Annotated in this window: 38 protein-coding genes and 1 pseudogene; 34 read left to right on the top strand and 5 right to left on the bottom strand. The window is 55.8% G+C overall.

Features of this window, described 5'->3' with window-relative positions:
• Window positions 1-51: 51 nt before the first annotated feature.
• The gene (locus LG31_RS0116960; protein WP_033115596.1) at window positions 52-777 is read right to left on the bottom strand and encodes a ComF family protein; all 726 of its coding nucleotides are present in this window, start codon (window positions 775-777) and stop codon (window positions 52-54) included.
• A 38-nt stretch (window positions 778-815) separates the two neighbouring features.
• Here LG31_RS0116960 and bioH point away from each other — a divergent pair, with 38 nt between their 5' ends.
• From bioH to LG31_RS0116940, 4 genes are all read left to right on the top strand, one after another.
• Window positions 816-1,580 carry a pimeloyl-ACP methyl ester esterase BioH gene (gene bioH / locus LG31_RS0116955; RefSeq protein ID WP_033115595.1) on the top strand — a complete coding sequence of 255 codons (765 nt, stop codon included), beginning with the start codon at window positions 816-818 and terminating at the stop codon, window positions 1,578-1,580.
• A gap of 71 nt (window positions 1,581-1,651) precedes the next feature.
• Window positions 1,652-1,885, top strand: coding sequence for a flagellar hook protein FlgE (locus LG31_RS0116950; RefSeq protein ID WP_033115594.1), 234 nt, complete (start codon window positions 1,652-1,654; stop codon window positions 1,883-1,885).
• A gap of 1 nt (window position 1,886) precedes the next feature.
• Window positions 1,887-2,660: a putative metalloprotease CJM1_0395 family protein gene (locus tag LG31_RS0116945; protein ID WP_033115593.1), complete on the top strand. Its 774-nt coding sequence runs from the start codon at window positions 1,887-1,889 to the stop codon at window positions 2,658-2,660.
• 85 nt (window positions 2,661-2,745) lie between these two features.
• Window positions 2,746-3,024 carry a hypothetical protein gene (locus LG31_RS0116940; RefSeq protein WP_033115592.1) on the top strand — a complete coding sequence of 93 codons (279 nt, stop codon included), beginning with the start codon at window positions 2,746-2,748 and terminating at the stop codon, window positions 3,022-3,024.
• Between the two features lie 57 nt (window positions 3,025-3,081).
• Here the strand turns inward: LG31_RS0116940 and LG31_RS0116935 are convergent, their stop codons facing one another.
• Complete coding sequence (locus tag LG31_RS0116935; protein ID WP_033115591.1) at window positions 3,082-5,385, bottom strand: Tex family protein; 2,304 nt, start codon at window positions 5,383-5,385, stop codon at window positions 3,082-3,084.
• Window positions 5,386-5,495: 110 nt separating this feature from the next.
• Window positions 5,496-5,969, bottom strand: a complete 474-nt coding sequence (gene greB / locus LG31_RS0116930; RefSeq protein WP_033115590.1) for a transcription elongation factor GreB — start codon at window positions 5,967-5,969, stop codon at window positions 5,496-5,498.
• 249 nt (window positions 5,970-6,218) lie between these two features.
• Between greB and ompR the strand changes: the two genes are divergently transcribed.
• Window positions 6,219-6,941: an osmolarity response regulator transcription factor OmpR gene (ompR, locus tag LG31_RS0116925; protein ID WP_033115589.1), complete on the top strand. Its 723-nt coding sequence runs from the start codon at window positions 6,219-6,221 to the stop codon at window positions 6,939-6,941.
• Window positions 6,938-8,248, top strand: coding sequence for a two-component system sensor histidine kinase EnvZ (gene envZ / locus LG31_RS0116920; RefSeq protein ID WP_033115588.1), 1,311 nt, complete (start codon window positions 6,938-6,940; stop codon window positions 8,246-8,248). The genes ompR and envZ overlap by 4 nt, the downstream gene beginning before the upstream one ends.
• 39 nt (window positions 8,249-8,287) lie before the next feature.
• On the opposite strand, the gene LG31_RS0116915 is transcribed toward envZ, so the two are convergent.
• On the bottom strand, window positions 8,288-9,202 hold the full coding sequence (locus LG31_RS0116915; protein ID WP_033115587.1) for a DMT family transporter: 915 nt from the start codon (window positions 9,200-9,202) through the stop codon (window positions 8,288-8,290).
• 357 nt (window positions 9,203-9,559) lie between these two features.
• Here LG31_RS0116915 and rpsJ point away from each other — a divergent pair, with 357 nt between their 5' ends.
• The 28 genes from rpsJ (at window position 9,560) to rplQ (ending at window position 23,183) form a co-directional block, all read left to right on the top strand.
• On the top strand, window positions 9,560-9,871 hold the full coding sequence (gene rpsJ / locus LG31_RS0116910) for a 30S ribosomal protein S10 (protein ID WP_005307944.1): 312 nt from the start codon (window positions 9,560-9,562) through the stop codon (window positions 9,869-9,871).
• 22 nt (window positions 9,872-9,893) lie between these two features.
• Window positions 9,894-10,526: a 50S ribosomal protein L3 gene (gene rplC, locus LG31_RS0116905; protein WP_005307947.1), complete on the top strand. Its 633-nt coding sequence runs from the start codon at window positions 9,894-9,896 to the stop codon at window positions 10,524-10,526.
• 17 nt (window positions 10,527-10,543) lie between these two features.
• A complete protein-coding gene (rplD, locus tag LG31_RS0116900) occupies window positions 10,544-11,149 on the top strand; it encodes a 50S ribosomal protein L4 (RefSeq protein ID WP_005340616.1) in 606 nt (201 codons plus the stop codon).
• Window positions 11,146-11,448 (top strand): 50S ribosomal protein L23, encoded by a 303-nt coding sequence (gene rplW, locus LG31_RS0116895; RefSeq protein WP_005307955.1) that lies wholly within the window; start codon window positions 11,146-11,148, stop codon window positions 11,446-11,448. Before rplD ends, rplW begins: the two co-directional genes overlap by 4 nt.
• A 15-nt stretch (window positions 11,449-11,463) precedes the next feature.
• Window positions 11,464-12,285, top strand: coding sequence for a 50S ribosomal protein L2 (rplB, locus tag LG31_RS0116890; protein ID WP_033115586.1), 822 nt, complete (start codon window positions 11,464-11,466; stop codon window positions 12,283-12,285).
• A 22-nt stretch (window positions 12,286-12,307) separates the two neighbouring features.
• Window positions 12,308-12,586, top strand: a complete 279-nt coding sequence (gene rpsS, locus LG31_RS0116885) for a 30S ribosomal protein S19 (protein WP_005307960.1) — start codon at window positions 12,308-12,310, stop codon at window positions 12,584-12,586.
• Between the two features lie 10 nt (window positions 12,587-12,596).
• Window positions 12,597-12,941 carry a 50S ribosomal protein L22 gene (rplV, locus tag LG31_RS0116880; RefSeq protein ID WP_005319741.1) on the top strand — a complete coding sequence of 115 codons (345 nt, stop codon included), beginning with the start codon at window positions 12,597-12,599 and terminating at the stop codon, window positions 12,939-12,941.
• 3 nt (window positions 12,942-12,944) lie between these two features.
• Complete coding sequence (gene rpsC / locus LG31_RS0116875) at window positions 12,945-13,658, top strand: 30S ribosomal protein S3 (RefSeq protein ID WP_005307962.1); 714 nt, start codon at window positions 12,945-12,947, stop codon at window positions 13,656-13,658.
• Window positions 13,659-13,671: 13 nt separating this feature from the next.
• Window positions 13,672-14,085: a 50S ribosomal protein L16 gene (rplP, locus tag LG31_RS0116870; RefSeq protein WP_005340612.1), complete on the top strand. Its 414-nt coding sequence runs from the start codon at window positions 13,672-13,674 to the stop codon at window positions 14,083-14,085.
• Window positions 14,085-14,276, top strand: a complete 192-nt coding sequence (gene rpmC, locus LG31_RS0116865; RefSeq protein ID WP_005307965.1) for a 50S ribosomal protein L29 — start codon at window positions 14,085-14,087, stop codon at window positions 14,274-14,276. The genes rplP and rpmC overlap by 1 nt, the downstream gene beginning before the upstream one ends.
• Complete coding sequence (gene rpsQ, locus LG31_RS0116860; protein WP_005307966.1) at window positions 14,276-14,524, top strand: 30S ribosomal protein S17; 249 nt, start codon at window positions 14,276-14,278, stop codon at window positions 14,522-14,524. The genes rpmC and rpsQ overlap by 1 nt, the downstream gene beginning before the upstream one ends.
• Window positions 14,525-14,671: 147 nt before the next feature.
• Window positions 14,672-15,040: a 50S ribosomal protein L14 gene (rplN, locus tag LG31_RS0116855; protein ID WP_005307975.1), complete on the top strand. Its 369-nt coding sequence runs from the start codon at window positions 14,672-14,674 to the stop codon at window positions 15,038-15,040.
• Window positions 15,041-15,051: 11 nt separating this feature from the next.
• A complete protein-coding gene (rplX, locus tag LG31_RS0116850; RefSeq protein ID WP_005307977.1) occupies window positions 15,052-15,369 on the top strand; it encodes a 50S ribosomal protein L24 in 318 nt (105 codons plus the stop codon).
• A 13-nt stretch (window positions 15,370-15,382) separates the two neighbouring features.
• Window positions 15,383-15,922, top strand: coding sequence for a 50S ribosomal protein L5 (gene rplE / locus LG31_RS0116845; RefSeq protein ID WP_033115585.1), 540 nt, complete (start codon window positions 15,383-15,385; stop codon window positions 15,920-15,922).
• A gap of 10 nt (window positions 15,923-15,932) precedes the next feature.
• Window positions 15,933-16,238 carry a 30S ribosomal protein S14 gene (gene rpsN / locus LG31_RS0116840; protein WP_005340609.1) on the top strand — a complete coding sequence of 102 codons (306 nt, stop codon included), beginning with the start codon at window positions 15,933-15,935 and terminating at the stop codon, window positions 16,236-16,238.
• Between the two features lie 20 nt (window positions 16,239-16,258).
• Window positions 16,259-16,651 carry a 30S ribosomal protein S8 gene (gene rpsH / locus LG31_RS0116835; protein ID WP_033115584.1) on the top strand — a complete coding sequence of 131 codons (393 nt, stop codon included), beginning with the start codon at window positions 16,259-16,261 and terminating at the stop codon, window positions 16,649-16,651.
• 13 nt (window positions 16,652-16,664) lie between these two features.
• Window positions 16,665-17,198, top strand: coding sequence for a 50S ribosomal protein L6 (rplF, locus tag LG31_RS0116830; RefSeq protein WP_033115583.1), 534 nt, complete (start codon window positions 16,665-16,667; stop codon window positions 17,196-17,198).
• A 9-nt stretch (window positions 17,199-17,207) separates the two neighbouring features.
• On the top strand, window positions 17,208-17,561 hold the full coding sequence (gene rplR / locus LG31_RS0116825) for a 50S ribosomal protein L18 (protein WP_005340606.1): 354 nt from the start codon (window positions 17,208-17,210) through the stop codon (window positions 17,559-17,561).
• Window positions 17,562-17,575: 14 nt separating this feature from the next.
• Window positions 17,576-18,076 (top strand): 30S ribosomal protein S5, encoded by a 501-nt coding sequence (rpsE, locus tag LG31_RS0116820; protein WP_005342686.1) that lies wholly within the window; start codon window positions 17,576-17,578, stop codon window positions 18,074-18,076.
• 6 nt (window positions 18,077-18,082) lie between these two features.
• Complete coding sequence (gene rpmD, locus LG31_RS0116815; protein ID WP_005307985.1) at window positions 18,083-18,262, top strand: 50S ribosomal protein L30; 180 nt, start codon at window positions 18,083-18,085, stop codon at window positions 18,260-18,262.
• 2 nt (window positions 18,263-18,264) lie between these two features.
• Window positions 18,265-18,702 carry a 50S ribosomal protein L15 gene (gene rplO / locus LG31_RS0116810; protein ID WP_033115582.1) on the top strand — a complete coding sequence of 146 codons (438 nt, stop codon included), beginning with the start codon at window positions 18,265-18,267 and terminating at the stop codon, window positions 18,700-18,702.
• Window positions 18,703-18,710: 8 nt separating this feature from the next.
• Window positions 18,711-20,039: a preprotein translocase subunit SecY gene (secY, locus tag LG31_RS0116805; protein WP_005340602.1), complete on the top strand. Its 1,329-nt coding sequence runs from the start codon at window positions 18,711-18,713 to the stop codon at window positions 20,037-20,039.
• Between the two features lie 27 nt (window positions 20,040-20,066).
• The gene (rpmJ, locus tag LG31_RS20595; protein ID WP_005319705.1) at window positions 20,067-20,180 is read left to right on the top strand and encodes a 50S ribosomal protein L36; all 114 of its coding nucleotides are present in this window, start codon (window positions 20,067-20,069) and stop codon (window positions 20,178-20,180) included.
• A gap of 139 nt (window positions 20,181-20,319) precedes the next feature.
• The gene (rpsM, locus tag LG31_RS0116800; protein WP_005307991.1) at window positions 20,320-20,676 is read left to right on the top strand and encodes a 30S ribosomal protein S13; all 357 of its coding nucleotides are present in this window, start codon (window positions 20,320-20,322) and stop codon (window positions 20,674-20,676) included.
• A gap of 14 nt (window positions 20,677-20,690) precedes the next feature.
• Complete coding sequence (rpsK, locus tag LG31_RS0116795) at window positions 20,691-21,080, top strand: 30S ribosomal protein S11 (protein WP_005307993.1); 390 nt, start codon at window positions 20,691-20,693, stop codon at window positions 21,078-21,080.
• A gap of 40 nt (window positions 21,081-21,120) precedes the next feature.
• Window positions 21,121-21,741 (top strand): 30S ribosomal protein S4, encoded by a 621-nt coding sequence (rpsD, locus tag LG31_RS0116790; protein WP_005342696.1) that lies wholly within the window; start codon window positions 21,121-21,123, stop codon window positions 21,739-21,741.
• A gap of 25 nt (window positions 21,742-21,766) precedes the next feature.
• Window positions 21,767-22,756, top strand: coding sequence for a DNA-directed RNA polymerase subunit alpha (locus LG31_RS0116785; RefSeq protein ID WP_005307997.1), 990 nt, complete (start codon window positions 21,767-21,769; stop codon window positions 22,754-22,756).
• Window positions 22,757-22,799: 43 nt separating this feature from the next.
• Complete coding sequence (rplQ, locus tag LG31_RS0116780) at window positions 22,800-23,183, top strand: 50S ribosomal protein L17 (RefSeq protein ID WP_005307999.1); 384 nt, start codon at window positions 22,800-22,802, stop codon at window positions 23,181-23,183.
• 190 nt (window positions 23,184-23,373) lie between these two features.
• Here the strand turns inward: rplQ and LG31_RS20590 are convergent.
• A pseudogene (locus LG31_RS20590) lies at window positions 23,374-23,514 on the bottom strand (gamma carbonic anhydrase family protein); the annotation flags it as partial.
• Between the last annotated feature and the right edge of the window lie 145 nt (window positions 23,515-23,659).

Below are 23,659 nucleotides of genomic sequence, written 5' to 3'. Positions count from 1 at the left end.
TAGGGTATTCATGATAACGCGGTTAGCAAGGCTTGGGTAGCATGCCGATGGCTACTTGAGATGCCTCTGGGTGCGGCAGATGGCCCAGACCTCCACCTTTGTGACCCCGCTCTCATGAAGCAGGCGGGTGAGCTGGCCGGCGGTAGCGCCGGTAGTAACCACATCATCGAGCAGAGCGATATGACGATAGTGGTGTGGCGCGATATGAAATGCGCCGCGCAGATTGCGCCGCCGCTGGCCTGCGCTGAGTTTGGTCTGCTGTGGCGTCGCTCTGATCCTGAGCAGCAGCCGGTTATCGCAAGGAATTCCGGTTAGCTGGCTCAGATGACAGGCGAGCTCCTCCGCCTGGTTGAAGCCGCGCCACCACTGACGCCACCAGTGCAGGGGGACGGGAATAATCGCCTCCGGCAGGTCATCGCAATCGAGATGATCTGCCAGCAAGCGGGCCAACAGGGGGGCCAGCAGGATTTGCCCCGAATACTTCAGGCGCGGGATCAGGGCCGGGTAGGGTGGCTGATAGTCACCGATCACCTGGAGTCGCTCCCACGGCGGTGGCCTGCGCTGGCAGCGGCCGCATACTAGCTCGGTCTGTATCTCTTCCGGCAGCGGCGCAGCGCAGAGTCGACAGCGCTGCTGTGGCTGATGCAGGGACTGCCGACACCAGCTGCATAGCAAAGGTTCCTCATCACAAGGCTGCCGACAGAGCAAGCAGCTCCCCTGCCAGTCGGCGTGGCTGCCGAACAGTGGACTTGCTTTGGCAAGCAGGCGCTTTAACATGCTGACCCCAAGAGCATGAACAGGGATCTTGAGTCTAGATGAGCGTATCGGTAGAGCAGTTTGGTCAGGGACCCGATCTGGTGCTGTTGCACGGATGGGGTATGAACGGCGCAGTGTGGCACGGCATCGCCCAGCAGCTGGCGGTACATTACCGGGTTCATCTGGTGGATCTGCCCGGCTTTGGCAACAGCCCGTTGGCCGAGGGGGTCGACTATACCCTGCCATGGCTGGCGGAGCAGGTCGCCACCGTGTTGCCAGAGAAGTGTCATCTGGTGGGGTGGTCACTTGGAGGTCTGGTGGCAAGCCGGCTGGCGCTGACTCATCCCGAGCGGCTGCACTCCCTGATCACTGTAGCCAGCTCTCCCTGCTTTATGGCACGGGACGAGTGGCCCGGAATTGTCCCCAAGGTGCTGACCGGTTTCAACCAGATGCTGGCGGGGGATTTTCGCCAGACCATAGAGCGCTTTCTGGCGATCCAGGCGATGGGCAGCGAGCATGCCCGGGACGATATCCGCCAGCTGCGCCACTGGCTTGCGGAACGACCTGCTCCCCAGTTCGCAGCACTGGAAGCGGGGCTCGGTTTGCTGGCTGATATTGATCTGCGCGATGACCTGGTATCCCTGGCGTTGCCCTGGCTGCGCATCTATGGTCGGCTGGATTCACTGGTGCCCAAAGCGGCCATTCCTCTGCTGGATGAACTCTATCCCGCTAGTCGAAGCGTCACCTTCAGCAAGGCCTCACATGCACCTTTTATTTCCCACCCTGACGAATTCATTGAAATCCTTCGAGATTTTGTTGGCTAAAAAATAGCCGCAAAGCTTCATTAATCCTCTGGTCTGGCGGATAATTAAGCTGTGATCAGAGGAGTAACGCCATGCGTATTGAATCCGCCTTTAACAGTGGCCTGCAGGGATTCCAGCGAGCCGAGCAGGTTGCCGATCGGGCATCCGGCCAGCTTGCCCGTCTCAACGCGCCAAGCGGGGATCAGGTGCAAGTGCCGGACGAGCTCATCAACCTCAAGTCTGCCGAGCTGCAAGCCGGAGCCTCCGCCAAGGTGATGAAGACTGCCAGCGACATGATGGGAACCCTGATCGACATCCGGGTGTGAGATGAACATCAATGTCAGTCTGCCACCCCTTATTCCGACTCAGCTGCAACCTCAGGTGGAAGCGGCTCGGACGGATAATCGCCGGGCAGAACTGATCCCGCAGGCGCGCTCGAGCCAGGCTTCCGTTGCCGAATCTGAAGTCGGTTCGCAGAAAGAGAAATCCAAAGCCGGTCAGGCGACCAACACCAACCCCGCCACTCAGAGCAGCCGGGAAGGCAACCAATCCACCGTGCAGAATCCCCTCGACCATCGTTTTGTCGAAGCGACGGGGGAGGATAGTCAGCGCAAGCAACAAGACCCGAATAATAAGGAGCAGCAACAGCGGCACGAGCAGCAGGTCCAGGATCTGGCTGATAGGGATCAGGAGGTGCGCACCCACGAACAGGCGCACCACTCTGCCGGCGGTAGCTATGCGGGAATGCCGACCTACCAGTTTACACAGGGGCCGGATGGCAAGCGCTATGCGACCGGTGGTGAAGTTCAGATAGATACCAGCGCAGTGCCCGGTGATCCTGCTGCCACCATCACCAAGATGCAGCAAATCCGTTCGGCAGCGCTGGCCCCTGCCGAGCCATCAGCGCAGGACCTATCGGTCGCGCGCAGTGCCGCTGCTAATGAAGCCAAAGCGCGCAAAGAGCTGATAGCCGAACGCAGCAATAGTGCTGCGGATGGGGTGCTGAGTGCCTATATGGACAAGCGCAATCAGGTGATCGCCAACCGCTATCAGCAGTCTGTGAGCCCGGCTGCAAACCAGTCACTTAGTCTGCGCATCTGACGCAGTGCCAGCAACTTTCGGCAGCACACCCCATTTTTGCAACTAACCTGAAGATCAGGCCCATCCTATTTTTACAGGAGCTGTCATGCATTTCGATGAAGTCAAACCGGAAGATTTCACTACCTTCTCCCGTGTACCGCCGGCCCATCTGCAGATGGAGCAATTTCTGATGCAGCTGGGTGGTGGTGGCACCGAGGGCACCAGTTTCAAGAAGAAAGTGATGCTTGCTGCAGGCTGGAGCCACACAGGGGTGGTCTCCTACGGCAAATACCCGCAGGAGGCCTGCAAGGCCTTCAACCGGCTGCGGGAAGTATTGGCAGCCCATCAGGAGGCTGACGCCATTCTGGCCGCACTGGCCCAATAACGCTGAGTAACTGTGACAAAAAAGCCCCTCGCGGGGCTTTTTGCATTTCTGGGGCGCTTATTTCTTTAGCTTGGAGAGTGCCGCCGCGAAGGCGTTGCCCATGGCGCCCTCGGTCGGAGCATTCTGCCGAGGTGCCGGTTTCGGCTTGGCGTTGCCGGAGTGGCGCGGCTCGGCCGGTTTGCGTGCCGGCTGGCCAGCTTTCTCGTCAAGACGCATGGTCAGGCTGATCCGCTTGCGCGGCACGTCCACTTCCAGCACCTTCACCCGGACGATGTCACCCGCCTTGACCACCTCGCGGGGATCCTTGACGAAGCGGTCGGTGAGAGAGGAGATGTGCACCAAACCATCCTGATGGACGCCGATATCGACGAAAGCGCCAAAGTTGGTGACGTTGGTGACCACCCCCTCCAGCACCATCTCGGGCACCAGATCGCTGATTTTCTCCACCCCTTCCTTGAAGGTCGCGGTTTTGAACTCGGGGCGCGGGTCGCGGCCCGGCTTGTCCAGCTCGCCGATGATGTCGGTGACGGTGGGCACACCAAACTGCTCGTCCGTGTAGTCAGCAGGCTTGAGGGTACGCAGCAGGCTGCTGTTACCGAGCAGGCTATCCACTGTCTGTTCCAGCCTGGCGAGGATCCGCTCTACCACAGGGTAGGATTCCGGGTGTACCGCCGAGCCGTCCAGCGGGTTGCTGCCGCCGCGAATGCGCAGGAAACCGGCACACTGCTCGAATGCCTTGGGGCCGAGCCGGCTCACTTTCAGCAGTTGCTGACGATTCTGAAAGGCGCCGTGTTCGTCGCGGTAGGCGACGATGTTCTGGGCCAGGGTCTGGGAGAGGCCGGATACCCGGTTGAGCAGGGCGACCGAAGCGGTGTTCACATCCACCCCGACCGCGTTTACGCAATCCTCGACCACGGCGTCCAGTCGGCGGGCCAGCTGGCTCTGGCCGACGTCGTGCTGATACTGACCCACGCCGATGCTCTTGGGGTCGATCTTCACCAGCTCGGCCAGCGGATCTTGCAGGCGGCGGGCGATGGAGACGGCCCCCCGGATGGAGACATCGAGATCCGGGAACTCCTGAGAGGCGAGCTCGGAGGCGGAGTAGACCGAAGCCCCCGCTTCGCTCACGACTATCTTCTGCGCCTTGGCGGCCGGATAGCGTTCGAACAGATCGCTCACCAGGCGGTCGGTCTCCCGCGAGGCGGTGCCGTTGCCAATGCTGATGAGTTCGACCTTGTGCTTCTGGCACAGCTCGCTCAGGGTCTTGAGGCTCTGGTCAATCTGGCGCTTGGGTTCGAACGGATAGATGGTGGCGTGATCGACCAGCTTGCCGGTAGCATCGACCACGGCCACCTTGACGCCGGTACGGATGCCGGGATCCAGCCCCATGGTGCAACGCATGCCGGCCGGAGCCGCCATCAGCAGATCCTTGAGGTTCATGGCAAATACCTTGATCGCCTCGTCCTCTGCTGACTCGCGGATGCGACCGATCAGTTCGGTCTCCATTTGAAGCGACAGCTTGATCTTCCAGGTCCAGCTCACCACCCCTTGCAGCCACTTGTCGGCCGGGCGATTTTGCAGGTTGAGCTTGAGGTGATGGGCAATAATCCCCTCGCAAGGGCTGGCATCCTCATCGTCACCCGCTACCAGCGCCAGATTGAGCACACCCTCGTTGCGACCGCGCAGCATGGCCAGCACCCGGTGGGAGGGGGCCTTGTGCAGCGGTTCATCGTGCTCGAAGTAGTCCTTGAACTTGGCCCCTTCCTGCTCCTTGCCAGCCACCACGCGAGCGCGCAGGGTAGCGTTTTGCCACAGGTAGTCGCGCAGCTTCTCCAGCAGGTCGGCCTGCTCGGCAAAGCGCTCCATCAGGATGTAGCGGGCGCCATCGAGAGCTGTTTTGCTGTCGGTGATCCCCTGCTCGGCGTTGAGGAAGCGAACCGCCTCCTGTTCGGGCTCTTTCATCGGGTCGCTCAGCAGCAGGTCTGCCAGCGGTTCCAGCCCCGCCTCGATGGCCATCTGCCCCTTGGTGCGGCGTTTGGGTTTGTAGGGGAGATAGAGGTCTTCCAGCCGGGTCTTGCTGTCGGCTTCGTTCAGCTCGCGGGCCAGCTCAGGGGTCAGCTTGCCCTGCTCCTCGATGGAGCGCAGGATCACCTGGCGGCGATCCGCCAGTTCGCGCAGGTAGCCGAGGCGGCTCTCCAGGGTACGCAGCTGGCTGTCGTCCAGACCGCCGGTCACCTCTTTGCGGTAACGGGCGATGAAGGGCACGGTCGCGCCTTCATCCAGCAGGCGTACAGCGGCTTCGACTTGTTGCGGACGAGCATTGAGCTCGGCGGCGATCAGATGTTCGATGGTCTGTGTCATGGTTTCTGTTAAGAACCTCTGTGGTCGGGTCTGGCTCAATGGCGCCAAGTGCCAGCACTATAGGGCGCGCAGGAGGGGATGCCAACCACATGGCCGGCATCGGGGACGGGCTAGCGCGGGTAGCTGATGTCGTTGACATACCAGCAGACGTCACCGACTGGCGTACGCACGATGGCTTCGTCGCCCACCTCTTTCTTGAGCAGGGCGCGGGCCATGGGGGAGTCGATGGAGATGTAATCCTTGCGCTCGAAGATCTCGTCATAGCCGACGATGCGAAAGCGCTTGGTCTCGCCCTCGTCGTTCTCCACCTCGACCCAGGCACCGAAGAAGACCTTGCCCTCCTGAGCGGGGGCGTAATCGACAATCCCCAGCTCTTCCAGACACTTGCGCAGGTAACGAACCCTCCGGTCGATCTCCCGCAGCCGTTTCTTGTTGTACTGGTAGTCGGCATTCTCGCTGCGATCACCGAGGCTGGCCGCCCAAGCCACCTTGCGGGTGGTCTCGGGTCGCTCCTGACGCCACAGGAAATCGAGCTCTTCCTTCAGTTTGTTGTAACCTTCGCGGGTGATCAGCTTTGTCTTCATGATGATCTCTGACCTGGTCTGATAGAGAGAGGTGGTGCTAACTGCACGGGAATATTAGCTTTTGTCCCTCTGCTGTCGAGTGAAATCATGGTCTCCGGGTGGCTGCGACAAGATATGGCCAATACGATTTTCGTTCGATTGACTTCCGCTTCCGCAACCATCAAGCAATAACCGGTAACATATTTATGCTTTGCTCCCGCAGTGCCCCGCCCTAGTATTGGAGGCAGATTAAGGCGACGAGGCAATCCAATGAGTCAGCAGCAATACAAGGTCCTGGTGGTGGACGACGATCTGAAATTACGCTCCCTTCTGGAGCGCTACCTCACCGAACAGGGGTTCGTGGTGCGTGGCGTTGCCAATGGCGAGCAGGCCGATCGTCTGCTGACCCGTGAAAACTTCAGCCTGATGGTGCTCGACCTGATGCTGCCCGGCGAGGATGGTCTCTCCATCTGCCGCCGTTTGCGCGAGGGAGGCAACCAGATCCCGGTCTTGATGCTGACTGCCAAGGGTGATGATGTCGATCGCATCGTTGGACTCGAGATGGGGGCGGATGATTACCTGCCCAAGCCGTTCAATCCGCGCGAGCTGCTGGCCAGGATCCGTGCCGTGCTGCGCCGTCATACCGTCGAGTTGCCCGGCGCCCCTTCGGCCGCCGAGAAGGTGGTCAACTTCGGGGTTTATCAACTTAATCTCGCGACCCGCGAGCTGAGCCGCGATGGTGAGCCCATGGCGCTGACCAGCGGTGAATTTGCCGTGCTCAAGGTGCTGGTGAGCCACCCGCGCGAGCCGCTCTCCCGCGACAAGCTGATGAATCTGGCTCGGGGCCGCGAATACACCGCCACCGAGCGCAGCATCGACGTGCAGGTGTCGCGCCTGCGCCGCCTGCTGGAGCAGGATCCGACCCAGCCCCGTTATCTGCAGACTGTCTGGGGTCTGGGCTACGTCTTTGTGCCTGATGGTGAAAGAGCATGAAAAAAGTCGGGAGCATGTTTTCACGCATGCTCTGGTTTTTGGCGGCCGTGCTGATCGTCTATCAAGCTGTCTCCTACGTTACCTTCTACAACTATCTGCTGGCCCCGACGGTCAAGCAGATCAGTCACCTGCTGGCCAATCAGGTCAAACTCATCTTCCCGGTCGAGAGTAATCAGCTAGCGCTGAGCGATGACGCCGAGGCGCTGGTCTATGTGGCGACCGGCAGCGATATCTACACCCAGAGCGAAGCGGAGCAGCATGGACTCAACGACTCCAAGCCCTATGCCTATCTGGAAGAGAACATCAGCCGCGAGCTTGGCGGCAAGACCAAGGTGCGGGTCGAGATCCAGGATCACTACATCATCTGGATCCAGCCTCCCCAAGCCAACAAGACCTGGGTCAGGATCCCGCTGACCGAGATTGAAGATGACGATATCGAGCCGCTTATACTCTATATGAGCGTGCTGCTGGTCATTACGCTCTTCGCCGCCTGGCGTTTTGCCCGTCAGCTGGTTCGCCCGCTGGAGGATCTGGAGGAGGGGGCCGTTGCGGTGGCCAAAGGGGAGTTCCCCGAGGCGCTGGGCGAGCAGGGGTCCCGTGAAGTACGCCGTCTGACCCGCACCTTCAACCATATGTCGCACTCCATCAAGAGCCTGATCGAGGAGCGCAACATGATGATGGCGGGGGTTTCCCACGATCTGCGCACCCCGCTGACCCGCATTCGCCTCGCGACCGAGATGATGTCGTCGGGGGACGAGTACCTCAAGGAGAGCATCAACTCCGATATCGATGAATCCAACGCTATCATCGACCAGTTCATCGACTACATCCGTCCCGATGAAGGCCAGCAGTTTTCACCGGCCGATTTGACCCAGCTGGTACACGACACCTTGCTGATGCATGCCGAGCAGGGACTGGAGGTTGATCTCGCCCTGCCGAAGGACGCGGTGCGAGTCATCTGCAACCCGGTCAGCATGCGGCGGGTGCTGACCAACTTGGCGGGCAACTCGTTACGCTATGGGGCAGGTACTCTGCATGCCGAGCTGAAAGACGATGGTCACTGGGTTCGCCTGCGTTTGTCCGATGATGGCCCGGGTATCCCCGAGCAGGACTACACCCGGGTACTCAAGCCGTTTACTCAGGGGAATGTGGCTCGCACCGTGGGAGGGAGTGGGCTGGGACTGGCCATCGTCGCCAAGATCATGGCTCAGCATCACGGCACTATCAGGCTGGGGCGATCCGAGCTGGGTGGCTTGCTGGTCGAGCTGCGGTTACCCAAGAACCAGCCGCAGGAGTGGATGGATTGAGAGAAGGGGCGTATCGAGAGATACGCCCCTTCTGCTTAGTCAGGCTTGTGGCTTGGCGGTATTGCGGTAGCGCTTGCCATATTTCAGCTGCTGGATGAGCAGGGCCGCAACGATCAGGGCCAGCCCGATAGGGGTGGCGGGGTGAATGGTTTCGCCGATGAGCAGGTTGAGCAGCACCAGCGAGGCAAACGGCGAGATGAAGATAAGGTTGCTGATGGGGGCAGTGTTGGTAGCGTGGCGTAGCGCCATCAACCAGAGCACGAAACCGAAACCCATCTCGAACAGCCCTACATAGATGGCGCCTGCCCATCCCTGCCAGGCGGTCATGGCAAAATCGGAAAGCAGCCAGGTCGCAACGACGATAAAGGGCAGGCTGATGATGAAGCCAAGCAGCAAGCTGACAACGGGATCCCCCTGATTGCGGGTATTGAGGATCCAGTAGCTGGCCCAGATCAGAGTCGACACCAGCGCCAGCGTTACGCCGAGCGGGCTGTCGAACTGCAGGCCGAATACATCCCCCTTGGTGGCGATCACCAGCGCGCCAAAGTAGCCAAGCACGATGGCGACGCCATCGCGGCGACGCAGTTTCTGACCGAGGAAGGGAACGGCCAGCAGACTGAGGGTGATGGCCCAGGTGTAGTTGAGGGTTTGCGCCTGCTGGGCAGGCAGCAGATCATAGGCCTTGAACAGCAGCAGGTAATAGAGAAAGGGATTGAGCACGCCCAGCGCCAGATAGTAGAGCGGACGAGCTTTGAGGTAGTTGCGCAGCAGACCCAGTTTACCCTGTTTGGCCACGATGGCGGTCAGCGTCAGCGTCGAGGTAAACGCCGCGACCAGTAGCAGTTGCACCGGTTCAAAGTAGGTGAGCGATATCTTGAAGGCACTGGCGACCGTCGACCAGAGCGCAACGGCACAGAGGCCATATTGATAGGCTTTCTTTTGATCTTTGATCATGTGGGAGTCGTTCCATTGACGAAGGCGGAGCCCAGTCTACCAGTCTGCTTGCCGGCTTGTCGTCAGTGCTGCCGGCAGGGGGAGCAGAGGCGGTGAGTGCGAGATCCATCTGTCACATAAAATTGCGCACAATCTGTTCGCCTTCACTTGCGCAAATTTGAAAAATCCGTATAATCCCCTCCGCTTGCCCATGAGGCTAGCCAGACGATATGTCTGCTTGCTGAGTATCCCCTTTGTGGGAACCAGCCATACAGTCTCCCCGATATGGGGAGAAACGTGAAAAATCACACCTCTGGCGGGATAAATCTCGGTCGGGCGGTGTTGATTTATGTTCTTTTATCTATTGGAGCTCTGTCAATGCAGAACCAAAGAATCCGTATCCGCCTGAAGGCTTTTGATCATCGCCTGATTGATCAGTCCACTGCGGAAATCGTTGAAACTGCTAAGCGCACTGGCGCGCAGGTTCGCGGTCCTATCCCGCTGCCGACTCGCAAAGAGCGTTTCACCGTTCTGATCTCCCCGCACGTCAACAAAGACGCGCGTGATCAGTACGAGATCCGCACTCACAAGCGTCTGGTAGACATCGTCGAGCCGACTGACAAGACCGTAGACGCCCTGATGCGTCTGGATCTGGCAGCTGGTGTAGACGTCCAGATCAGCCTGGGTTAATTACGGAAAGAGGTTGATAACAATGACAATCGGTCTTGTAGGTCGCAAAGTGGGTATGACTCGCATCTTCACTGAAGATGGCGTTTCTATCCCGGTGACTGTTATCGAAGTTGAAGCTAACCGTGTAACTCAGGTCAAATCTGTAGAAACCGACGGCTACAACGCTATTCAGGTTACCACTGGCTCCAAGAAAGCTAGCCGCGTAACCAAGCCGGAAGCTGGCCACTTCGCCAAAGCTGGTGTAGAAGCCGGTCGCGGTCTGTGGGAATTCCGCCTGAACAACGGTGAAACTTTCACTGTTGGTAGCGAGCTGAAAGTAGATCTTCTCGCTGACGTTAAGCTGGTAGACGTTACCGGCACATCCAAGGGTAAAGGTTTTGCCGGTACTGTTAAGCGCTGGAACTTCCGTACCCAGGATATGACCCACGGTAACTCTCTGTCCCACCGTGTACCTGGCTCCATCGGTCAAAACCAGACCCCGGGCCGTGTATTCAAGGGCAAAAAGATGGCTGGTCACATGGGTGCTGAGCGTGTAACGACTCAGAACCTGGAACTGGTTCGTGTTGACGCTGAACGCAACCTGCTGCTCATCAAAGGTGCAGTACCGGGTGCAACCAACGGCAACGTGATCGTTAAACCTGCCGTCAAAGCGTAACGTCTGAGGAGATAGTAATGGAATTGGTAATGAAAGACGCCAAGAGCGCTCTTGAAGTTTCCGAGACTACCTTCGGGCGCGAATTCAACGAAGCTCTGGTTCACCAGGTTGTCGTTGCTTATGCCGCTGGTGCCCGTCAGGGTACTCGTGCGCAGCTGACTCGCTCTGAAGTGTCTGGTGGCGGCAAAAAGCCGTGGCGTCAGAAGGGTACTGGTCGTGCCCGTGCTGGCTCCATCCGTTCGCCCATTTGGCGTTCCGGTGGTGTGACTTTTGCAGCTAAGCCGCAAGATCACAGCCAGAAAGTAAACAAGAAGATGTACCGCGGCGCTATCCGTAGCATCCTGTCCGAGCTGGTACGTCAAGAGCGCCTGATCGTTGTTGAGAAGTTCGGCATCGAAGCTCCGAAGACCAAAGAACTGATCGCCAAGCTGAAAGAAATGGAACTGACTGACGTTCTGATCGTGACTGCTGAAGTCGATGAGAACCTGTTCCTGGCTGCTCGCAACCTGTACAAAGTTGACGTGCGTGACGTTGCCGGTATCGACCCGGTCAGCCTGATCGCTTTCGACAAGGTTCTGATGACTGCTGACGCAGTTAAGCAAATCGAGGAGATGCTGGCATGATCCGTGAAGAGCGTCTGCTGAAAGTTCTGAAGGCTCCGCACATCTCTGAAAAGAGCACCATGGTTGCAGAAAAGCAGAACACTATCGTGTTCAAAGTTGCTGTTGATGCCACCAAGGCGGAAGTCAAAGCTGCAGTTGCGAAACTGTTCGAGGTCGAAGTTGAGACCGTCCGTACCCTGAACATGAAGGGTAAGACCAAGCGCGCAGGTGCACGCGTAGGCCGTCGTTCCGATTGGAAAAAGGCTTATGTGACCCTGAAAGCTGGTCAGGACATCGACTTCATGGGCGCAGCCGAGTAAGAGGAGTTCTGAAAAATGGCAATCGTTAAGTGCAAGCCTACTTCTCCGGGCCGCCGCCACGTCGTCAAGATCGTCAACCAGGAACTGTACAAGGGTAAGCCCTTTGCAGCTCTGCTGGACAAGAAAGACAAAACCGGTGGTCGTAACAACAACGGCCGCATCACCACTCGCCACATCGGCGGTGGTCACAAGCAGCACTACCGTCTGGTCGACTTCAAGCGCGACAAAGACGGTATCCCGGCTAAAGTTGAGCGCCTGGAATACGATCCGAACCGTACCGCAAACATCGCCCTGGTGCTGTATGCAGACGGTGAGCGTCGTTACATCCTGGCTCCGAAAGGCCTGAAAGCTGGTGATGCAATCGCTTCTGGTGCTGATGCCGCAATCAAGGTAGGTAACACCCTGCCGATGCGCAACATCCCGGTCGGTTCTACCGTTCACGCTGTTGAGATGAAGCCTGGTAAAGGTGCCCAGCTGGCTCGTTCCGCTGGTACTTTCATCCAGATCCTGGCTCGTGAAGGTAACTATGTAACTCTGCGTCTGCGTTCCGGCGAAGTACGTAAAGTTCTGGCCGAGTGCCGCGCTACCATCGGCGAAGTCGGTAACTCCGAGCACATGCTGCGTCAACTGGGTAAAGCCGGTGCAAACCGCTGGCGTGGTATTCGTCCGACCGTTCGCGGTATGGCGATGAACCCGGTTGACCACCCGCACGGTGGTGGTGAGGGTCGTAACAAGGGCATGCAGCCTGTGTCCCCATGGGGCCAGAAGGCTAAAGGCTTCAAGACCCGTAAGAACAAGCGTACCGACAAGTACATCGTACGTCGTCGTAACAAGTAATTGTTAACATAGAGGAATCACCATGCCACGTTCTCTCAAGAAGGGTCCATTTATCGACCTGCACTTGCTGAAGAAGGTAGAGAAAGCGGTGGAAAGCGGGGATAAAAAGCCGGTTAAAACCTGGTCCCGTCGTTCAATGATCATCCCGAACATGATCGGTTTGACCATCGCTGTCCATAATGGTCGTCAGCACGTTCCGGTTTTCGTTACCGAAGAAATGATCGGTCACAAACTGGGTGAATTCGCACCGACTCGTACTTATCGCGGCCATGCTGCTGATAAGAAGGCTAAGAAGCGCTAAGGGATAAATGATGGAAGCTATCGCTAAACACCGTTATGCCCGTACTTCTGCCCAGAAAGCTCGTCTGGTAGCCGATCAAGTACGTGGTCTGTCCGTAGACAAGGCTCTGAACATCCTGACCTTCAGCCCGAAAAAGGCTGCTGTTCTGGTGAAGAAAGTGCTGGAATCTGCCATTGCAAACGCTGAGCACAACGAAGGCGCCGACATCGACGCCCTGCGTGTTGCTACTATCATGGTCGACGAAGGTCCCTCCATGAAGCGCATCCGTCCTCGTGCCAAAGGTCGCGCGGATCGTATCCTCAAGCGTACCGCTCACATCACCGTAGTGGTATCCGACGCTAAGGCTGGGAGATAAGCAATGGGTCAGAAAGTACATCCTAATGGCATTCGCCTGGGTATTACCAAGCCTTGGAATTCTACCTGGTTCGCGAACACCAAAGACTTCGCTGACAACCTGTACAGCGATTTTCAAGTACGCCAGTTCCTGACCAAGGAACTGAAAAACGCGTCCTTGTCCAAGATCACCATCGAGCGTCCGGCCAAGAGCATCCGTGTGACCATTCACACCGCTCGTCCGGGTGTTGTGATCGGTAAGAAAGGCGAAGACGTTGAGAAGCTGCGCAAAGCTGTAGCCACTATTGCTGGCGTGCCTGCTCAGATCAACATTTCCGAAGTCCGCAAGCCGGAGCTGGATGGCAAACTGGTTGCCGACAGCATCACTTCCCAGCTGGAGCGTCGTGTAATGTTCCGTCGTGCTATGAAGCGCGCCGTACAGAACGCAATGCGCCTGGGTGCCAAGGGCATCAAAGTGGAAGTTTCCGGTCGTCTGGGCGGCGCTGAAATCGCGCGTACCGAATGGTACCGTGAAGGTCGTGTGCCGTTGCACACCCTGCGTGCCGACATCGACTACGCAACTTCTGAAGCCCACACCACTTACGGTGTGATCGGCGTTAAAGTTTGGATCTTCAAGGGCGAAGTTCTGGGCGGTCTGGCTGCTGTCAACGCTGCCGCTGCTCAAGAGCAAGCTCCTGCGAAGCCCAAGCGTGACAACAAGCGCCGCGCTGCCAAGTAAGGAGATTCGGTAAATGTTGCAACCAAAGCGTACTAAATTCCGCAAGACCCACAAAGGTCGTAACCGCGGTCTGGCCACCTCTGGTAACGAAGTATCCTTCGGTACCTTTGGCCTGAAGGCGACATCTCGTGGTCAGCTGACTGCTCGTCAAATCGAAGCAGCCCGTCGTGCCATGACCCGTCACGTTAAGCGTCAGGGTAAGATCTGGATCCGTGTGTTCCCGGACAAGCCGATTACCGAAAAGCCCCTCGAAGTTCGTATGGGTAAAGGTAAGGGTAACGTGGAATACTGGGTTTGCCCGATCCAGCCTGGCAAGGTTCTGTACGAGATGGACGGTGTACCTGAGGCTCTGGCGCGTGAAGCGTTCGCCCTGGCCGCAGCCAAGCTGTCTGTTCAGACCACTTTCGTAATTAAGACGGTGATGTGATGAAAGCCCAAGATCTGCGTCAAAAGAGCGTCGAAGAACTGAACCAGGAGCTGCTGGGCCTGCTGCGTGAGCAATTCAACATGCGCATGCAAGCTTCCACCGGCCAACTGGCTCAGACTCACACTCTGAAACAAGTGCGTCGTGACGTCGCACGTATCAAGACTGTACTGACTGAGAAGGCAGGTGCGTAATGACTGACAAAATCCGTACTCTGCAGGGTCGTGTAATCAGCGACAAGATGGACAAGTCCATCACTGTTGCCATCGAGCGCAAGGTAAAGCACCCGATCTACGGTAAGATCATCAAGCGCACTACCAAGCTGCACGTACATGATGAAAACAACGAGTGCAAAGCTGGTGACCTCGTGGAAATCCGCGAATGCCGCCCGCTGTCCAAGACCAAGTCCTGGACCCTGGTTGCCGTTGTAGAAAAGGCCTAATCGGTACTTTTTAGCCCAAACGGCCCCTTTCAGGGGCCGTTTGTTTTTTAGGCTACCTTTTCTAAAAATCCTGTGTTATAGTTTCGCGCCTTTTGAAGGCAGCCAGATCCCGAAAGGGATAAGAAGTAAACAAAGCGGAGCACTAAGATGATCCAGATGCAAAGTATGCTGGGTGTTGCCGACAACTCCGGCGCTCGCAGTGTAATGTGTATTAAGGTTCTGGGTGGTTCGCACCGCCGTTACGCCGGCATCGGCGACATCATCAAAGTTTCCATCAAGGAAGCTATTCCTCGCGGTAAAGTGAAGAAAGGTGATGTGTATAACGCGGTGGTCGTACGCACCCGTAAAGGCGTTCGTCGTCCGGACGGCTCAGTCATCCGTTTCGACAACAATGCGGCTGTGTTGCTTAACAACAACCAACAGCCGATCGGTACTCGTATTTTTGGCCCGGTGACCCGTGAACTGCGTAATGAGAAGTTCATGAAGATTGTGTCCCTGGCACCCGAAGTACTGTAAGGAGTCGAACGATGGCAGCTAAAATCCGTCGCGAAGACGAAGTGATTGTTCTTACCGGCAAAGACAAGGGCAAGCGTGGCAAAGTCACTCAAGTTCTGATTGCTAAAGGTAAGGTAATCGTGGAAGGCATCAACCAGGTGAAGAAACACCAGAAGCCGGTACCCGCACTGGGTCAGGCTGGCGGTATCGTCACCAAAGAAGCCCCCATCGATGTATCTAACGTAGCGCTGTTCAACTCTGCCACTGGCAAAGCTGACCGCGTTGGTTTCCGGATTGAAGACGGCAAAAAAGTTCGTTTCTTCAAATCCACCGGCGAACTTGTGAAGTAATTGGAGTTTAACGATGGCGAAACTGCATGATTACTACAAATCCGATGTAGTAAGTGAACTGACCAAGCAGTTCGGTTACAAGACTATCATGCAAGTCCCTCGGATCGAGAAAATCACCCTGAACATGGGTGTTGGTGAAGCGATCTCTGACAAGAAGTTGCTGGAAAATGCTGCTGCCGATATGGCCGCCATTTCCGGTCAGAAGCCGCTGATCACCAAAGCTCGCAAATCTGTTGCGGGCTTCAAGATTCGTGAAGGCTACCCGATAGGTTGTAAAGTAACCCTGCGTGGCGAGCGTATGTGGGAGTTCCTGGAACGGCTGATCTGCATCTCCGTACCGCGTATCCGTGACTTCCGTGGCCTGAACGCTAAAGCGTTCGACGGTCGTGGTAACTACTCCATGGGCGTGCGTGAGCAGATCATCTTCCCGGAAATCGACTATGACAAAGTCGATCGCGTCCGTGGTTTGGATATCACCATCACCACTTCCGCGAATACCGATGAAGAAGGCCGTGCTCTGCTGGCTGCCTTTAACTTCCCATTCCGCAAGTAAGGTTAGGGTTATGGCTAAAACATCCATGAAAGCGCGCGAAGCAAAGCGTGCCAAGCTGGTAGCCAAGTACGCGACCAAGCGTGCCGAGCTCAAAGCTATCATCGTTGATATGAACGCTTCTGAAGAAGCGCGTTGGGATGCTGTTCTGCAACTGCAACAGCTGCCCCGTGATTCCAGTCCGTCCCGTCAGCGTAACCGTTGCAACATTACTGGTCGTCCGCACGGTTTCCTGCGCAAGTTTGGCCTGTCTCGCATCAAGGTGCGTGAGCATGCCATGAAGGGCGAAATTCCGGGCCTGAAAAAGGCCTCTTGGTAAAGAATCTCGGGAGTTAGACTATGAGCATGCAAGATCCGATCGCGGATATGCTGACCCGCATCCGTAACGGTCAGGCGGCGAGCAAAGTTGCGGTTTCCATGCCTTCTTCCAAGCTGAAAGTGGCTATTGCCAAAGTGCTGAAAGAAGAAGGTTACATCGCTGGCTACACCGTAGCTGGTGACGTGAAGCCGGAACTGGAAATTGAACTGAAATATTTCCAGGGCAAGCCGGTTGTAGAACTGATCCAACGCGTGAGCCGTCCCGGCCTGCGTATTTACAAGCGCACTACTGATCTGCCGAAAGTTATGGGCGGTCTCGGTGTTGCTATCGTGTCCACGTCTAAAGGTGTGATGACCGACCGTGCTGCTCGCAAAGCAAGCATGGGTGGTGAGATCATCTGCTACGTCGCTTAATAGGAGGTCGGAAATGTCTCGCGTTGCTAAGGCACCCGTCACTATTCCTGCTGGCGTAGAAGTGACTCTGAACGGTCAGGAACTGTCCATCAAAGGTGGTAAAGGTTCCCTGGTTCGTTCTATTCACGCCGGTGTAGAAGTGACCAAAGAAGACAATGTACTCAAGTTCGCCCCGCGCGACGGCATCGCTGGTGCTGACGCTCAGGCCGGTACTGCCCGTGCATTGGTCAACAACATGGTAATCGGTGTTACCCAAGGCTTCGAGCGCAAGCTGCAGCTGGTTGGTGTAGGTTACAAAGCCTCCATCAAGGGCAATGCTGTCGCTCTGGCTCTGGGCTTCTCTCACCCGGTAGAGCATGAGCTGCCGGCTGGTGTAACCGCTGAGTGCCCGTCCCAGACCGAAATCGTTCTGCGTGGCGTTGACAAGCAGCTGGTTGGCCAAGTCGCCGCCGATATCCGTGCTTACCGCGCTCCGGAGCCCTACAAGGGCAAGGGTGTACGCTATGCCAACGAGCAAGTGCGTACTAAAGAAGCTAAGAAGAAGTAAGGTAACACTATGGACAAGAAAGCAGCTCGTCTCCGTCGTGCTACTCGTGCTCGGAAAAAGATGCAGGAACTGGGAGCTACCCGTCTGGTTGTTCACCGTACCCCGCGTCATATCTATGCGCAGGTTATTGCAGCCAACGGTTCCGAAGTTCTGGCCTCTGCTTCCACAGTAGAGAAAGCCATCAGTGAAGCTCTGAAATACACCGGTAACGCAGATGCTGCTACCGCTGTAGGTAAAGCTATCGCTGAGCGTGCTATTGCCAAAGGCGTTCAGAACGTATCTTTCGATCGTTCCGGTTTCAAGTATCACGGCCGTATCGCTGCTCTGGCAGCTGCTGCACGTGACGCTGGTCTTCAGTTCTAAGCTAGGAGTCGAAGATGGCTAAAGTCGAATCTCAAGCCGGCGAACTGCAAGAAAAGCTGATTGCAGTAAACCGTGTTTCGAAAACTGTTAAAGGTGGTCGTATCATGTCCTTCACCGCGTTGACCGTGGTGGGTGATGGTAACGGCCGTGTAGGTTACGGTTACGGTAAAGCCCGTGAAGTTCCGGCTGCTATTCAAAAAGCAATGGAACAGGCCAAGCGTAACCTGAACAAGGTTGAGCTGAACAACGGCACCCTGCACCACCCGGTGAAAGGTGTTCACTCCGGTTCCACCGTGTTCATGAAGCCGGCCTCTCAAGGTACTGGTATCATCGCAGGCGGCGCTATGCGTGCTGTTCTGGAAGTTGCTGGTATCCACAACGTGCTGGCTAAGACCTACGGTTCCACCAACCCAATCAACGTTGTTCGCGCAACTGTAGACGCTCTGGTTCACGGTCAATCACCGGAACAGATCGCTGCCAAGCGTGGTCTGCGCGTTGAAGAAATTCTGGGGTAATGCGACATGGCTAACACTGTAAAAGTAACTCAAACTCGCAGCTCTATCGGCCGTCTGCCCAAGCACAAGGCGACTCTGCGTGGTCTGGGTCTGCGTCGCATTGGTCACACCGTTGAGCTGGAAGATACTCCCTGCGTACGCGGTATGATCAACCAGGTTTATTACATGGTTAAGGTGGAGGGCTAAGCATGCGTCTGAACACTCTGTCTCCGGCCGCTGGTTCCAAGCCTGAAAAACATCGTCGTGGCCGTGGTATCGGCTCCGGCCTGGGCAAGACTGGTGGTCGTGGTGTTAAAGGCCAAACCTCTCGTTCCGGTGGCGGCAAAGTTCGCAACGGTTTCGAAGGCGGCCAGATGCCTTTGAAAATCCGTCTGCCGAAGTTCGGTTTCTTCTCTCGCAAATCTTTGGTTTCTGCCGAAGTGCGCCTGAACGAAATCGCCCTGGTAGAAGGTGATGTGGTCGACGTGAGCACTCTGAAGCAAGCCGGTGTTATTACTAAAAACATCGTGTTCGCTAAAGTTGTTCTGTCTGGCAACATTGACCGTGCTGTGACCGTTCGTGGTCTGTCCGTCACCAAAGGTGCACGCGCAGCCATCGAGGCCGCTGGCGGTAAAATCGAGGAATAATCAGTACAATGGCTAAGAAACCAGGATTGGATGTTAAAGCACAGGGTGGTCTGAGTGAACTGAAGAGCCGTCTGCTCTTCGTTCTCGGGGCGATTATCGTTTTCCGTGCAGGCTCTTATGTGCCGATTCCTGGTATTGACGCCGCCGTACTGGCCGAGTTGTTCCAGCAACAGAAGGGCACCATCATTGAGATGTTCAACATGTTCAGTGGTGGTGCACTCTCGCGTGCTTCTATTCTTGCGTTGGGGATCATGCCGTACATTTCGGCGTCGATCATTATCCAGCTGCTGACTGTGGTTCATCCCGCTCTTGCTGAACTCAAGAAAGAGGGTGAATCCGGCCGTCGCAAGATTAGCCAATATACCCGTTGGGGCACGCTGGTTTTGGGAACTTTCCAGGCCATTGGTATTGCAACCGGTCTGCCGAATATGATGCATGGACTCGTGACTAATCCGGGTCTGGGCTTCTATTTCACAGCGGTTGTGAGTCTGGTCACCGGTACCATGTTCTTGATGTGGTTGGGTGAGCAGATTACCGAGCGTGGGATTGGTAATGGTATCTCGTTGATTATTTTCACAGGTATCGTTGCCGGTCTGCCGCATGCCATTGGCGCTACGGCCGAACAGGCACGTCAAGGGGAATTGCACATCCTGCTGTTGTTGTTGCTGGGCTTGATTGTTTTCGCAGTGACTTACTTTGTGGTGTTCGTGGAGCGTGGTCAGCGTCGTATCGTCGTCAACTATGCCAAGCGTCAACAAGGCCGCCAGGTATTCGCCGCGCAAAGCACGCACCTGCCGTTGAAAGTCAACATGGCTGGTGTGATTCCTGCGATTTTCGCATCCAGCATCATCCTTTTCCCGGGGACCATTACCTCTTGGTTTGGTCAGGGCGAGGGTAAAGTAGCCGATATCCTGCAACAGGTCTCTATGGTCCTGCAGCCGGGTCAGCCGCTTTACGAGATGCTCTATGCAGCAGCCATTATCTTCTTCTGCTTCTTCTATACCGCGCTGGTGTTCAACCCCCGCGAGACAGCAGATAACCTGAAGAAGAGTGGAGCCTTTATCCCGGGGATTCGCCCGGGCGAGCAGACAGCACGTTATATCGATAAGGTTATGACTCGCCTGACATTGGCAGGTGCACTCTATATAACCTTTATCTGTCTGGTACCCCAGTTCTTGATGACTGCCTGGAACGTACAGTTCTACTTCGGTGGCACCTCGCTGCTGATTATCGTGGTGGTTATCATGGACTTCATGGCTCAGGTTCAGACCCATATGATGTCTCATCAATATGGTGATGTCCTGAGGAAGGCCAACCTGAAGGGCTACGGCCGCTAAAGGTCGGCGTAGTTACGGAGTTAAGCAATGAAAGTTCGTGCTTCCGTTAAGGCAATCTGCCGTAACTGCAAAATCATCAAGCGTCACGGTGTGGTGCGTGTGATTTGCAGCGAGCCTAAGCATAAACAGCGTCAAGGCTAATTTTTTACGGTTAGTACTTGCAACAAATAGTTGTGCTGGCTAATATAGCCAGCCAACTTTTGTTGTGTATTGGTTGACCGCCACGTATCCGCTCACGGGCTTTGTGGTGGTCGTAATCTACTTTATGTAGGAGTGAATAGTGGCCCGTATCGCTGGCATTAACATTCCTGACCATAAGCATGCAGTCATCGCTTTGACTGCTATTTATGGCGTCGGTCGTACCCGCTCCAAGGCCATCTGTGCCGCAGCCGGTATCGCTGAGAATGTGAAAATTAAAGACCTGGACGAAGCTCAGATCGAGAGTCTGCGTGAACAAGTAGGTAAATTCACCGTTGAAGGTGACCTGCGTCGTCAGATTTCCATGAACATCAAGCGTTTGATGGATCTGGGTTGCTACCGTGGTTTGCGTCACCGTCGTAGCCTGCCTGTTCGTGGTCAACGTACCAAGACCAACGCTCGTACCCGTAAGGGTCCGCGCAAGGCTATCAAGAAGTAACGGGAAGGTAGAAAATGGCTAAAACTCCGACTCGTGCTCGCAAGCGCGTTAAAAAGCAAGTGAGCGACGGTATTGCGCACGTTCATGCATCTTTCAACAACACAATCGTGACCATTACTGACCGTCAGGGCAATGCTCTGTCTTGGGCTACTTCTGGTGGTTCCGGTTTCCGTGGTTCTCGTAAGTCCACCCCGTTCGCTGCTCAGGTAGCTGCTGAACGCGCTGGTGAGATGGCCAAAGAATATGGCGTCAAGAACCTGGAAGTCATGGTCAAAGGTCCGGGTCCCGGTCGTGAGTCTTCCATCCGCGCCCTGAACGCGGCTGGTTTCCGCATCACTAACATTACTGATGTGACTCCGATCCCGCACAACGGTTGTCGTCCTCCCAAGAAGCGCCGCGTGTAACGCTGGTAGCTACTTGGTCTAGGATTGTTGGAGAAAGAAGATGGCAAGATATATCGGTCCTAAGCTTAAGCTTAGCCGTCGTGAGGGCACAGACCTCTTCCTGAAGTCTGGTGTTCGCGCGATTGATTCTAAGTGCAAGATTGACACCGCTCCTGGTCAGCACGGCGCCCGTAAGCCGCGTCTGTCCGACTACGGTGTGCAACTGCGCGAGAAACAAAAAGTTCGTCGTATCTACGGCGTATTGGAAAAACAGTTCCGCAACTACTACCGCGACGCTGCCCGTCAAAAGGGTAACACCGGTGAAAACCTGTTGCAGCTGCTGGAAGGTCGTCTGGACAACGTCGTATACCGCATGGGCTTCGGTGCTACCCGCGCTGAATCTCGTCAGCTGGTGAGCCACAAGGCCATCATGGTAAACGGCCGCGTTGTGAACATTCCTTCTTTCCAGGTTTCCCCTGAGGACGTGATCTGCGTTCGTGAGAAGGCTAAGAAGCAAGCGCGTATCAAAGCTGCCCTCGAGGTTGCTGGTCAGCGCGAGAAGCCGACTTGGGTAGAGGTTGATGCCGCTAAAATGGAAGGTGCCTTCAAGCGCCTGCCGGAGCGTTCCGACCTGTCTGCCGACATTAACGAACAGCTGATCGTCGAGCTTTACTCCAAGTAAAGCTAGCTTCTAAAGAGAGGACACAATGCTGGGTTCTGTAACAGATTTTCTTAAACCGCGGCTAGTTGACATCGAGCAAGTTAGCCCGACTCATGCAAAAGTGACTCTTGAGCCACTTGAGCGTGGCTTTGGTCACACGCTGGGTAACGCCCTGCGTCGTATTTTGCTGTCTTCTATGCCCGGTTGTGCAGTTACTGAAGTCGAAATTGACGGTGTACTGCATGAGTACAGCAGCAAAGAAGGTGTACAGGAAGACATTCTTGAAATCCTGCTCAACCTGAAAGGTATCGCTGTGAAGCTGGAAGGCAAGGACGAGGTAACTCTGTCCCTGACCAAGTCTGGAACAGGCCCCGTTACCGCAGGTGATATCACTCACGGTGATGAAGTCGAGATCGTAAACCCGGAGCACGTAATCTGCCACCTGACTGGTGCCAATGCTGAAATCAGCATGCGCCTGAAAGTTCAGCGCGGTCGTGGTTATGTGCCTGCTTCTGCTCGTGTTCACAACGATGATGAAGAGCGTCCTATCGGTCGCCTGCTGCTGGACTCCGCGTTCAGCCCCATCGTTCGTATTGCCTACAATGTTGAGGCAGCACGTGTGGAACAGCGTACCGACTTGGACAAGCTGGTCATCGACATGGAGACCAATGGTACTCTGGATCCTGAAGAAGCCATCCGTCGTTCTGCCACTATTTTGGCTGAGCAACTGGAAGCCTTCGTGGATCTGCGCGATGTCAGCGTGCCCGAGAAGAAAGAAGAGAAACCCGAGTTTGATCCGATTCTGCTACGTCCTGTCGATGATTTGGAGCTGACAGTTCGTTCTGCGAACTGTCTGAAGGCAGAAGCTATCCACTATATTGGTGATCTGGTACAGCGTACCGAAGTTGAGTTGCTTAAAACTCCTAACCTCGGTAAGAAGTCCCTGACTGAGATCAAGGACGTGTTGGCCTCCCGTGGTCTGTCTCTTGGCATGCGCCTTGAGAACTGGCCGCCCGCCAGCATCGCTGACGAGTAATCCAGATTACGGGTTTCACAGATTTAGTTAGAAGGATAAGGTCATGCGCCATCGTTTGAGTGGTCGTCAACTGAACCGGAACAGCAGCCATCGTCAGGCAATGTTCCGCAACATGGCCAGCTCCCTGGTTCGTCATGAGATCATCAAGACGACTCTGCCTAAGGCAAAAGAGCTGCGTCGTGTAGTTGAACCGCTGATCACCCTTGCCAAGACTGATAGCGTTGCTAATCGTCGCCTGGCATTTGCCCGTACTCGCGATAACGCGATCGTGGCTAAGTTGTTCAATGAACTGGGCCCGCGCTACCTGGAGCGCGCCGGCGGTTATACTCGCATTCTGAAATGCGGTTTCCGTGCAGGCGACAACGCCCCTATGGCTTATATTGAGCTGGTAGACCGCCCGGCCGCTGCTGAAGCAGCTGCTGAGTGATAAAGAAAAAGCCGGGCTTGTCCCGGCTTTTCTTTTAATAAATCTGATACTGCCTCAACTGCCTCAACTGCCTCAACTGCCTCAACTGCCTCAGCTGCCTCAGCTGCCATATCTCATGATTCAACTTCTTCTATATAAGGAGTAAGAGTTGTTCCCGAGTCTGGCAAAATGGTGAATGGCTTGCTCAGTTCATTTGAGCATTGTCGGCCAGCTCGATATCGCCCACCAGTGTTGCGCAGGGATCTACATATGCCCGTTTGTCCAATTGCGGGCGTTTTCCCTTGTAGGGTCTCAGTCGCAAGTCCATCTTGGCCTCCTTGTTTTCAGCCATTCTAACAATCTGAAGGCTATTTCTGTGGATAAGTTTGTATAAAAGCTGTGGCTGGAGATGAATAACTAAAAAAGAGCAGTTTTTTGCAATTTTATTGCCGGTGAGGGGTTGCCAGAAAGAATCTGTTCCCTATAATGCGCCTCCA

It is taken from the genome of Aeromonas lacus (assembly GCF_000764665.1).
In the GTDB taxonomy this organism is placed as follows: Bacteria; Pseudomonadota; Gammaproteobacteria; order Enterobacterales; family Aeromonadaceae; genus Aeromonas; species Aeromonas lacus.
The sequence above is the reverse complement of the archived record's forward strand: the minus strand, read 5'-3'. Positions and strand labels throughout refer to the sequence as shown.